This window comes from Sinomicrobium endophyticum, from assembly GCF_052983315.1.
The window spans coordinates 1-12,510 of sequence record NZ_JBRKIS010000022.1 but is presented as its reverse complement, the minus strand read 5'-3'; the positions used below and the strand labels follow the sequence as shown (position 1 = coordinate 12,510).

Genomic DNA, 12,510 nt, shown 5'->3' with positions numbered 1-12,510 from the left:
TTGGTGGTTATAAATTTACTTCACTACCGTAGCTTCAAATTCGATCTTCAGCGTTTCGAAAAGGACTTTTACTTCCATTAAGGTAAGTGCTGTTTTAACACCGTGTTTTCTTACCCAGTCCAGGTAAATGTCAAAACCGGTATCAAAGAGTTCTTCCGATGAAGTGGTGTAGACATTTAACCGAACGATGTTTTTGCATGCATATCCGGCTTCTTCAATTACCCGTTCCAGGTTTTCCAGTGCCTGGATCACTTGTGTTTTCATATCGGAATTGCTCGAAGACCCGTCCGGGTTTACGGCAGCCTGTCCGGCACAATACAGCGTTCCTTCTGTTTGTTTAACTTCTACGGCCTGTACATAGCCGCGTTCGTCCTGCCATGACCAGGGATTGAATTCTCTCTTTTCCATTTGTACGTGTTTTTGGGTTAACGATTACTAATCATATGGCAAAGATGAGGGTGGTATGAAGTTTTATTGCGTGACAAATGTCACAATTAAGAACAGGAGGAAGCGGCTCAGGAAGAAAGCCTGCTGAGGGTTTCGCGCGAAACACCGAGGTAGGAAGCGATCAGGGTTTTAGGTACTCTCTGAAAAAGGGAAGGATAGCGTTTGATCAACTGTTCGTAGCGTTCTTTGGCATTGGAACTCAAAAGGGACAAGATGCGTTGCTGTGATGCGATATGTCCCGAAGTCGCTTTTTTGAGAAAAAAATGTTCCATCTTCGGAAGCCCCGAACACAGTTTCTGATAATCTTCCAATGAAATACAGAGTACACAGGTATCCTCCAGGCACTGTAAGGACATGGTGGCTTTGATCTTTGAATAAAAAGCAAGAAAATCCGTTTCCCACCAGTCTTCCATGGCAAAAGATAAAATATGCTCTTTGCCAGACTCGTCGTTGTAAATCAGTTTTAAAAGCCCCGAAACCACAAAGTAAGTATATGTTACATCTTCCCCCTGGCGGATAAGATATTCACGTTTTTTGAAATTATGAACGGAGAAATGAGTAGCGACAAATGCAAATTCATCATCCGTCAGTGGTACTATTTCTTCTATATGTTGCCTTAACGTTTCTCGCATATGTCCGGTCTATAGAAGTTTTAGTGGAAATCCAGTTGATCCAGGATATCACTTTTACGATTAATAACCAGGGAATCTGCTTTTTTAAGTAATCGTTCCTTGTTGCTAAAGTAATATTTGTATTTTGCTTTGTTCAGCAGGCTTATGTCGTAGTCGTCAAAATTTCCCTTTACATCCACGCCTGTTTTGAAGGGAACAGGAGATTTGAGTACTGAAATGTGATAGTCATAACTCATGTCCAGGTTTTGTATTCCCCCCACGGCGAGTTGGTAACGGTCGATTTCTAGCAGTGCGGGAAGTATTTCCAGGTGGCTTTCTTCGAAGGTCATTTCCATGTTCAGCTCCTTTATCGGATTCTTTTCTTTGTTTTTGAACATGAAGGTTTTGGCAAGATCGGAGAAGGCCGGTCCGTCAAGTACCATGATGTCATGGGCCTTTAAGGCGGCGATACCTTTAAGTGTGGGGATTTTTATGTCCATGTCTTCGCTCAGTCTGGCGTTGCCTTTCAGCCTGAAATCGGCTTTACCTTCAAAAGATCTGGTCATCGGGAAAAGAGAATCCAGAACAGGGAACACGCGGTGGATCTGATCCATTTCAATATTGCTCAGGTATAAGCGGAAATCGAGATCGGCTTCTTTATTGGTTTTTGCCGAGTAAGATATGTCGGTCTGCAATTGTGCTGCCAGGGTATTGAGGTGAAAATCCTCTAGTTTCATTCTGCCTTCTTTAATTCTCGCTCTGCCATAGATATTGCGCATGTCCATATCACCGAATTTTAATCGGTTGATATTGGTGTTTAAAGTGAAATGAAGATTGTCCGGGATTTTAAAAGTGTGTTTTTCGCCTTTAAGAGCATCCGTTGCAATTTCCTCATCTATTTTCTCCATATTATCTACATCCACAACTTCGTCGGGAGGAGAAGAGAATACCTGCATTAACTGATTGGCATCTATAAAATCTGCATCTACCTCGAGGGTTGCCGTCACGGGTTCGCCGGATTTGAAGCCTTTGAGGTGTTGTATATTACCGGTAAGGGTTGCGTCGGAGTGCCCGAAATGAAACTTGGCGTGATCCAGGATAATGTTGTCATTTTCAAAAGAAATCCTGGAAGCAGGCATTTTAAGCGGAACACCCATTTTCGGACTGTATGCGATAAGGCGGTGAAAGTTAACATCGCCTTTCGGGGTCCATTTTTTCGGAGCTTTTTTGTCCAGTCTCATCACGTAGTTTCCCTGTTTTATTGCGACAAAATCTTTCTTCTGGCGTAAAGCCGCACTATCTATGGTAAAACGAGATGTAATATAGGCTGCTTTGTCGTCCTCTTCCGGAAAAAGCCTGGCTTCCACATTTGCTTTTTTGACAATCCCCTTCAGAGAATCCGATTTTGAAGTGAATTTGAGTGTTTTCAGACCAATCGTCACGTCGAGCTTGATTTTCTTTTCTCCTTGCTGATCTACTTTAAGGTCGGCCGTGAGCTCTTCGGCGGTAAAATCGAGATCGTTCTTATAGACAAGCCTGGCATCCCGGATATCCACATTTCCGGCCATATTACTCCGCTCATTTTTCTGTTGAAAGAAAGAAGTTTGCAGTTGTCTTGTGCGAAACCACAAGCTGTCTTTGGGCGAATCGATATCTACATCGTCAAATTGCAGATTCCCTACCAGATTGATGTTCTCATAGTGATTGCCCGTGAGGTCATGGAGTTTAAAATTGGTTTTGAGATCGGCTTCGATATTCCCTTTGGCTTTAATGTTTTCGTCTACCGGGAAACTGGCGTAGAACTCGGTAAAGTCGATATTGCTTTTCAGGGCAATATCAAAAATTGCGTTTTCGAAAAGGTGCTCTATATTCCCCGATGCGTCTATATGAACTCCCGTTCCGCTGACACGCAGATTGTCGATGGTCACCGATGAAGGAGCGGACCCATCCGGAAATAGGACAGAAGTGGCCCTGACCGACATATCCTCGATTTTTCCCGGGAAATCCGAATAAGCCAAACTTGCATGATCGATATGGAGACTGGCATCTATACGGGGTTGATGATCTTTGCCGTAAAGGCCGTTTACAGTTAACTGAAGGTCTACCTTCCCCTCGGTGTCTATTTTTTCGTTGTGCAGGATATGGGGAGGTATCAGTTCAACAATATTTTTAAAGGAATTGGTAACCAGCCGGGTTTCCAGGTCGGCAGATAATTCCTGCCGTTCCGGATACAGTCGTATTTGTCCCTTAGTGGAAAAGTGGATGTCGTTCAAAGAAAAATCACTCTCTTTAATATGTATTGTTCTATTGGATTGATCGTAAAAAAGTGTAGAAATTATGGTGATATTTTTTATTTGATAAGGCTTACCTCCATCTTTATACATGGAAATATTATCACTTTTATTGTGAGTGTTGAGAAAAAGTCCCTTATCTCCTTTCACAGCTTTCACGCGGAAATTGAAATCCTGTACCAGATAATTGTTTTTGGAGAGCCCGTCTTCATAAAGGAGGTTACCGTGTTGAATCTCGAGATTCTTCAGTACAATTTTCTTAAAGGAAAAATCGCTTTCGGTAGTATCGGCCGGAATGGTATCTGTTACCAATCCCAGTACATCCCAGTTGGGATTACCCAGGGAGTCTACCGTAGCATGTATATCCGGACGATATAGTCTTATATTGTTGATATGAAGTTCGTTTTTTGCCAGTAATTTATACATATTAAGGGTTACCTGGGCATCGTTAAAGGCTGCCAGTGTATCCCCGGAACCGGAGTGTGCCGGGGGCAATACGGCGCCGTTTTTCAGATGGACGCCAAATCGTGGGAAGCTGGAAAAAAAGGTGAGTTCTATACTTTCGCAATCTACCTTGCCCCGGATATTTTCATTGATGATCCGTACCACCTCGGGAGTGATCTTTTCCGGGGTGAAAATAAAATTGAGGGTTATGGCAATGATTACCGACATCACTGCAAAAAATGTCAGTAATGCGATCCCTGCTCTTTTTAATGTTTTGCTGATCTTCATTTGTAACGGGTACTGTTTCCGGATAACAAAGATATCACGAGAAAAATATCGGGGGTCAGATCTTTTAAATTTCTTTCTTTGATAAACGAGTTCATTATAAAAGAACCGGGAAATTTAAGAAATACACAATTTTAATTAAAACTGTTTTATAAACATTCATTATATTTGGTTATAGTACATTAGACTAAAAGGTGCTCCGGGGGACAGAACGGGAGTAAAAAGAGAACCTTTCCGGTTTTGATGGGGTCAGAATCATAAACGGATTAAAGAAACTAAGAAATAATGATAAATACAGTACGCTTAAATGGTATTAACAGTATGGGGAAGTGGGGCTTTATTATTGCGCTAATGGTTAGTTTTGTGAGCTACGGGCAATCTAAGTTCCCGTTTCAAGACCCGGAATTACCGGTAGAAGAGCGGTTGAATGACCTGGTGTCCAGGCTTACCCCGGAAGAAAAAATAGCACAGTTGATGTCCGATGCCCCGGCAATAGAACGCCTGGGAGTACCGAAATATGACTGGTGGAATGAAGCTTTACATGGCGTAGCCAGGGCGGGCTACGCCACTGTGTTCCCGCAATCCATAACCATAGCGGCTTCGTGGAATGAGGACCTGCTTTTTGAGGTGGCTACGGCAATTTCTGACGAAGGCAGGGCGAAGCATCATGAATATATCCGGAGAGGGCAGCACGATATTTACCAGGGACTTACCTTCTGGTCGCCCAATATCAATATTTTCCGGGACCCCCGATGGGGCAGGGGACATGAAACGTATGGGGAAGACCCGTTTCTGACAGGGCAGTTGGGGCTGCAATTTGTAAAAGGGCTACAGGGCGATGACCCTGAATACTTAAAGACAGTAGCCACTGCCAAACATTTTGCCGTGCATTCCGGGCCCGAACCGTCGCGACATGAGTTTAATGTTATACCGGATAAACGCGACCTGTGGGAAACCTACCTGCCTGCCTTCAGGACATTGGTTAAGGAAGGCCATGTCTATTCCGTAATGACCGCTTATAACCGGGTGAACGGCGAAGCGGCAAGCGCCAGCGAATATCTGTATGATATCCTGAGAAACAAATGGGGTTTTGAAGGATATGTAGTATCCGACTGCGGGGCGATCTCCGATATCTGGAAAACGCACAAGATAGCAGATAATGCGGCCATAGCCTCGGCACTGGCGGTAAAGGCCGGATGTGACCTGAATTGTGGAAACTCCTACGAATTCCTCAATGCTGCCATTAAGGAAGGACTGGTAAGTGAACAGGACCTGGATATAGCTGTTAAAAGACTTTTCAGGGCCCGGTTTAAACTGGGGATGTTCGATAATGAAGAGCAATCCCCTTACTTTCGGATACCATTTTCAGTAAATAGCAATGCTGCTCATAATTATCTGGCAAGAAAAGCAGCACAGGAAAGTGTAGTCCTGTTGCGCAATGAAAACCAAACGCTGCCCTTATCCAAAAATGTAAAGAATATTGCTGTCATAGGCCCCAATGCAGATAATGTCCAATCCCTGTGGGGGAATTATAACGGTATTCCCGAAAAACCTGTTACGGTATTACAGGGAATAAAAAACAAATTGTCTCCGGAGGTTAATATTTTATATGAAGAAGGAAGTCCGCTGGCCGACGGCATTCCTACCATGGAGGTTATACCCTCGGTCTATTTGCAGGGCGAGAACGGTTTGCAGGGGCTGAAGGGAGAGTATTTTGATAATGATAACTGGGAGGGGGAACCGCTGTTTACACGACAGGACGATAATATCGATTTTCAATGGGACATCAATACACCGGATCCCCGGCTGGAAATGAGGAATTACAGTATACGCTGGACAGGGTATCTCACCCCTCCGAAAACAGGAACGTATTACTTCAGCGATTGGGGAAAACCATTTATGGAATTTTCTATTGCGGACAAAATAGAGGGGGGAGGAAATCATAAGCACCGTGCTTCCCTGAATCCCAAAGAAATAGTTCTGGAAAAGGGAAAGAAATATAAAATAGAGGTAAAGTATAAAAACTACTACGGGGACGCTACGGCACAAATGCTTTGGAGTACTCCCAAAGAAGATCAAAGGAGCAAAGCCGTGGAAACAGCTAAAAAGGCCGATGTGATTGTTTTGGCCCTGGGACTGAACGAACGCCTGGAAGGAGAAGAAATGAGCATCGAAGTGGAGGGGTTTTCCGGGGGCGACCGTACAAAACTGGATTTACCGGAAGCGCAGGAAAAACTGATGCAGGAAATTGTAGCCCTCGGCAAACCCGTGGTCCTCGTATTGCTCAATGGTAGCGCACTGTCCGTAAACTGGGCGGCAGATCATGTTCCGGCCATCGTGTCTGCCGGTTATCCCGGCCAGCAGGGCGGTAATGCCATAGCCGATGTTTTGTTCGGGGATTACAACCCGGCAGGGCGGCTCCCTGTTACCTATTATAAATCTGCGGAACAGTTACCATCTTTTGAAGATTATCATATGAAAGGACGAACCTATCGCTATTTTGATAAAGAACCTTTATACCCTTTCGGATACGGGCTCAGTTATACCAGGTTTACCTATGACAAACTTGAAATACCTTCGGAAACAAGTACCAACGAACCTATTGCTGTTGAAGTGGAAGTAGCTAATACGGGAGAGGCAGACGGAGATGAGGTGGTACAGGTATATCTCAAAGACGAAAAAGCTTCTACCCCGAGGCCCAGGCACCAACTGGCAGGGTTTAAAAGGGTACATCTCAAAAAAGGAGAACGTAAAAAAGTACGGTTTACCATTCAGCCCCGGCAGCTTTCCATGATAAACGATAAGGAGAAACTGGTAATAGAACCCGGCTGGTTTACCATCACCGTTGGTGGCGAACAACCGGGATTTTCCGGCAGGTGCGATGCCGTTTCTACGGAGACCATTTCAAAACGCGTAAAGATTGTAGGTAAAACCGCGTATCTGGACTTTTAATGCTCCCGGAATTCCGGGTTACCCGGAATTTCCATAGATTCCGGAATAAACGAATCGCGGAACAGGTCGCTTTCTTCCCGTATTACCTGGTCCCGGTATTGCAGGGTCCACCCCATGGAATTGGTAAGGATGTATATTTTATGCAGTTCCGTAAGCAGCCGGTTCCGGGAATTAGACATTAAAGTAGAGTTTTTGATCTCCTTACGAAGGGAATTTTCTATCCGTTTCCGGATCTTGTTGTGATCGCCGGCATCAAAACGGTTAAAGTAGTCCTGTTGTATATCGTAATACTCGATTTTAGGATTAATCTCCAGTTCCGGTGGAGGTATATAAGTGATAACCACAGTCTTTTCATCTTTGAGTATTTCCGTCTTTATTTTACTGAGATCATAGGAAACACTTGCGGTAGCGTTGACCACTACCAGGGCTTTTTTCCTTGCAGACAGTATATCGATATAGAATTTTTTTGAATCCTCAAATGTAAAAACCTGGGCGTAGTTACCTTCCGTAACGATGAGTTTCCCTACATTCTTAATCTGTTTTTCCAGTAAGGTAGTATTGTGCAGCAGTATTTCCCTGTTTTCTTTGTGATAACGGTAAAATTGCCATACACACACAATGAGCAGTACAATTATAATAACCCTTAGCAGGGGGCGTGGTATATATTTGTGTTCTTTCAAAAGCTATGGTTTAGGTATTATATCCCCGTCTATATATATTCCTTACAGGATCGGGATGCATAAAAATACGATTATTTTTCAGGGCGATGTATACCTTATAAACCGGTTACGGAAGAACCTGCCTGTTTTTCGGGTAGAAAAGCAAGTCTGCAAAGGGAACAAACCGTGAAAATAATGGTTTCGGGGGATGTCCGGCTATACGCGAAATATGTAATTTTGAGCATTTGTTTTCCGGGTAACAACCTTTCCCGTAATCCCGGAATTTCATTAATAAAGAATGGCATGATAACCAATGAACGTAATGATGAAAATGATTAAAAACATATTTTCCCTTATATCGGTGCTCTTGTTCTCCGTAGTTTCCCGTGCACAGATTGTAGATGTGTCCCAGGGGCAGGCCGAAGAAACAGAGAATGGCCTTTCCCGTTTTGTAAACGGCTATGCGAGAGTAAAACTGGAGGGACGGAGTTTTTATATAGATACCACGGGGCAGTATGCTTTTGACGAAATGTATAACGCCAAAGACTTCGGTACTATCCGTGCGCAGGAACTGTACCGGGATGAAACGAAAAATGCGCCAGGAGAGATACCCAAAACCGTATTTGTCGTTTACCGGAGAAAAGATGATACGTGGGGCATACTTGCACCGGACGGGACCTGGGTGCTAAAACCGGAATACAATTATTTCGATGCTGCTTTCAGGAAATACGGAAAACCCGTACAGGACTGGAACAGTGCTCCCGTACCCCCTGTTTCCTCCCGGCTCGCACGTTTTGAGGATTACTATGTCCTGGACGGTAAACACTACGGTACAAAACAGGAAGGTAAATGGGGAATATATGATATAACGATTGACAAAATGATAGTGCCGACAGAGTATGACGAATTGGACTATTGCGGAGGTTGCGGACTGAAATCGGATTATGCATATGCGCGTAGAGATGGTAAATGGGGGATAATTTCCTTTAAAAACGAAGTTCTGGTGCCATTCCGTTATGACCATAAGCACTGGAACATGCGTAGTGATGACTGGGTTTTGTCTTTCACCCGGAACAGTAAACCGGTAGTGGTATATATACCTACGGCAAAAGAATTTACAGATGCCGAGTGGATGGGAGGGACTTTAGTGAAAATAAAAAAGGAAGGTAAAACCGGGGTTGCCGATAGGAACGGTAAGACCGTATTACCCCCGGTATATGATGATATCCGCGAACCGTCTTTTGATTTTGACGAAGGGTCTGAGCTTTATCTTTTACTGTTGAGGGATGGTCTCAAAGGACTTGCGAACGGGAAAGGCGATATTATCCTGGAACCGCAATACGAGGACATACGGATCTACGGGAACTTTTTTGCGGCCAAAATGGACGGACGGTACGGATTGCTGAATACCCGGGGTAAGGATGTGTTGCCTCCGGGATATGATGATATTTATCCTGTAGACGTAAAGCATTCCGATGATTCCGTGACCCGGTTATTCCGGCTGGAGGAAATGGAGTTGTACGGCTTTTTTAATCCGGGAAACGGCGTTCTGGTGGCACCGGCGTTCCGGAAGGTACAAAATGCCGAAAGCGGGTTTTACGGAGACACGGATGATGTCCCCCTGGGACTGGTAGAAGTTGGTTACGACGGAATGTTGGCCCTGTATGATTTGAACGGAAATGAAATTATGCCCATGCAATATGAAGAATGGGACCATTATGATAAAGATTATCCTTCGGTGCTGGAGGTGACCAGGAACGGAAAGAAAGGACTCTTTGATTTAAACACGAAAAAAGAGATACTACCCTCCGTTTATGGCTGGATAAAAAAACAGGATTCCACGAAGTTGGTTACCGTGAGTACCGAATCCTACGGAGGTGGAAAGCACGGGGTATTTACAGTAGATGGAAAACAGGTTGTCCCCGTAGAATATAATGAGGTCCGTTTTTTGGAAAACGGGCTTATCCTTGTTCGTAAGGAAACAAATAATAACGGTATACCTGCCGAGGTAAGCGGTTTGTTCGATACGAAAGGAAGGGAAGTGCTCCCCGTTAAATACGAAACAGTATCACCGCTGGAAGAGAATGTATGGTTGCTCAGGAAAGAACGGAAGCATTATCTGTTCCGGCCACAAAAACGAAAAACAATTCCCCTGGATTATCCCGCAGTGTGGGAAACGGGGAGCCCGGAGGTGTTACTGGTAAGCAAAGACAGCCTTTCCGGACAATTATACAATGTGCCGGAAAGGAAGGTTTATTCTGAAAAATACGGCACGTATTACTATAGCTACCTGGAAGACAGAACAAATCCGCTTTCCCTGATACACAGGTTTTCGGGCGGATTGGCCAGGGTAGATAAAGTAGCGGAAGATCGTTATAAAACCGGGTTTATAGATACCGAAGGAAAAACGATTATCCCCTTTGCGTATGATATAGCATCCGATGCTGTAGAACACGGTATTATCATGCTGGGAAAGGGAGGTCCTGTAAACTATGTTCACAGAAAAAATAAAAAAGAGGCTCCGGGAACAGGGATTATTGAAAAAACCGAAGCATACTCCGAAGCGGTATACGGGTATGCGGACAGTACGGGACAGATCGTCGTACCGTTACAATATGATTATTATAAGAGTACTAACCTGTCGTACATCAATAAAGATCACATGGTCCTTTTAAAAACAGACAGGGAAAGCATGGGAGAAACAATGGCAGGCCTTGCCAGCCACAATGGTAAGGTGATCCTGCCCCCTGTTTACAGTACTATCCTCCCGTTTAATAATCGGCGGGGTTTCCTGCTTCGGACGGGAGGTACAAGATATATCAATGATGTGTTTTACGGCCGGGATGTTCCCCCGGTAAAATTTGGTATCGCGGACTGGAAAGGAAAGATCATTATTCCCGCGGAGCTGGACGATGTGGTATTTAACAGTGTGATGAACCATTTCGATACTTCCGTAGACATGTCCTTTCCCGTGTTGTGCCAGAAAGACGGTCAATGGCAGTATTTTGCAAGAGACGGGAAGAACCTTTCCCGGAAGGCAGGGGACATAATAGAATTTGTCGGGAATTAAGGCAATACCCTGTACAAAAAGTTGTGGAGTTTTTTAGTTGGGAGTTTTTAGTTCTTTAAATTCAGTTGTTAAGTTTGGACCTATATAAAACCTGCTTTTAATAATTGTAAAAGAGCGGTTTTAACTTCATCATTGGTGTGTATTCCCGGGTTTCAGGGTTGATCTGATTCCCCGACTTTAGACCTCCTATCTTTGAAGGATCTCTTTAATAATTTTTTGAGTTATACACATAGATACTATTTGTATTAATCTCATAGACAAAGAGTTAAATATTTGTATGCCTATAAAATGAATACGCATTTCAAAAGAACCTGACTTTGTGGGCTTTGTGAAAAACTTTGAGCCCTTTGTGGTTTTCCCTGTCACGGGTCTTATTTTATCACAGGATTCACAAAGTAGGCACAGACCTGCCTGGCCGGCATAGGCAGGGTTGCACAAAGTATTGTAGAGAAATTAAATGTATAACTCAATAATTTTTATCACTGGTGCCCGTTTAGAATGTTTTGATTTTCATATATTTACACTTGTGTTCTTTGAGATAATGGTAGTCTGTATTTCCAAGCAGTTCTTTTTACAGCTACTTTGTCCGGTAGCGAGGTATCCGGAGTTAGTACTGTTTCGTAAGTTAAACGATCCACTCTCCGGTTATCATGTATTATTACTGTTGAGCAACAGGCTATTATCACTGTGAAAATCCGGATACGGTGTGCGCTCCTTCTGGTATTGCGAATATCTCTGGCTTCGCAGTCCGCGTTCGGTAAAACCCCGGGGTTACAACCAAAAGCATTTCTGCCAGTGCGATACCGGTAGGAACATAACTGTCAAACAGACGGTATCACTGCCGGCTTCCCGGCAAGTTCAGGACGGGTAACCTCCCTGTAAAGAAGGGCCTGCCTCTGTCACGGGACCGGCATATCGTATCCCCGACCGGATAATCCGGGGCCGGTTTTTGCCATTTAAGGGATTGTGTATACACTGAACCAGGTTACGTTTGCGGCATAAATAATTACGTATGCAGCAAACAGGATCCCTTATGATTTCGTCCCCATCCCCTTAAGCGGTAAAGGTAACCTGGTAAACTGCTTAAGCAATTGCTTATGATATCACAAGCAACCCGGTAAGCGGTCAACGGAACTGCGTTTGTTGTAAACAGGATCCCCTACGATTTCATATCCATTACCCTAAGCCGTAAACACAACCCGGTTAGTTGCTTAAGCAATTGCGTGTGATTTCACAAGCTAGGGGGTAAACGGTCGACGCAACTGTGTATGCCGCAAACGAAATCCCTTAGGCCGCGTACCCATTTCCTTTAGCCGCAAACGAAACCCGGTTAGCCGCCTGAGCAATTGCGTATGATTTCACAGGCAACCCGGTAAACAGTCAACGGAACTGTGTATGCCGCAAACCGGATCTCTTAGGATTTCACACCCGTTCCCTTAAGCCGTAAATATAACCCGGTAAGCCGCTTAAGCAGTTGTATGTGATTTCATAAGCAAGCCGGTAAGCGGCAAAAGGGAACAGGTAAACCGCATACCGGACCCGGTTCGGCATATACACAATCCCTTAAATGACCGTTTTCCGGCCTTTAAAGCGGAAAGAAACGGAGTGTTTTTCTGTGGGTACTGACACAGGAGGGTATGGAAAAGAAATGCGCTTAGGATGAGTACCCCGGTCTTCCGAAGATAGGCAGAGTTTTGAAAACCTGTCCGTACCTGCCGGGGTAGCAGGGGGAGTGCCATTCATACCATTCA

The 12,510-nt window shown here is 44.3% G+C and carries 7 protein-coding genes; 2 read left to right on the top strand and 5 right to left on the bottom strand.

All coding sequences use genetic code 11. The features are described 5' to 3' along the window. Positions 1 to 15 precede the first annotated feature (15 nt). From ACVBDU_RS07180 to ACVBDU_RS07170, 3 genes are all read right to left on the bottom strand, one after another. Positions 16 to 408: a RidA family protein gene (locus tag ACVBDU_RS07180; protein WP_447179085.1), complete on the bottom strand. Its 393-nt coding sequence runs from the start codon at positions 406 to 408 to the stop codon at positions 16 to 18. A gap of 107 nt (positions 409 to 515) precedes the next feature. Beyond that, positions 516 to 1,079: a Crp/Fnr family transcriptional regulator gene (locus ACVBDU_RS07175; protein ID WP_447179084.1), complete on the bottom strand. Its 564-nt coding sequence runs from the start codon at positions 1,077 to 1,079 to the stop codon at positions 516 to 518. 20 nt (positions 1,080 to 1,099) lie between these two features. After that, positions 1,100 to 4,081, bottom strand: a complete 2,982-nt coding sequence (locus ACVBDU_RS07170; protein WP_447179083.1) for an AsmA family protein — start codon at positions 4,079 to 4,081, stop codon at positions 1,100 to 1,102. Between the two features lie 282 nt (positions 4,082 to 4,363). Here ACVBDU_RS07170 and ACVBDU_RS07165 point away from each other — a divergent pair, with 282 nt between their 5' ends. Further along, positions 4,364 to 7,030, top strand: a complete 2,667-nt coding sequence (locus ACVBDU_RS07165) for a glycoside hydrolase family 3 protein (RefSeq protein ID WP_447179082.1) — start codon at positions 4,364 to 4,366, stop codon at positions 7,028 to 7,030. Here ACVBDU_RS07165 and ACVBDU_RS07160 read toward each other — a convergent pair. Further along, the gene (locus ACVBDU_RS07160) at positions 7,027 to 7,710 is read right to left on the bottom strand and encodes a DUF4230 domain-containing protein (RefSeq protein WP_447179081.1); all 684 of its coding nucleotides are present in this window, start codon (positions 7,708 to 7,710) and stop codon (positions 7,027 to 7,029) included. The genes ACVBDU_RS07165 and ACVBDU_RS07160 overlap by 4 nt on opposite strands. Positions 7,711 to 8,011: 301 nt before the next feature. Between ACVBDU_RS07160 and ACVBDU_RS07155 the strand changes: the two genes are divergently transcribed. After that, on the top strand, positions 8,012 to 10,759 hold the full coding sequence (locus tag ACVBDU_RS07155) for a WG repeat-containing protein (RefSeq protein WP_447179080.1): 2,748 nt from the start codon (positions 8,012 to 8,014) through the stop codon (positions 10,757 to 10,759). Positions 10,760 to 12,322: 1,563 nt separating this feature from the next. Here ACVBDU_RS07155 and ACVBDU_RS07150 read toward each other — a convergent pair. Next, a partial coding sequence (locus ACVBDU_RS07150; RefSeq protein WP_447177765.1) for a hypothetical protein occupies positions 12,323 to 12,510 on the bottom strand: 188 nt, incomplete at its 5' end.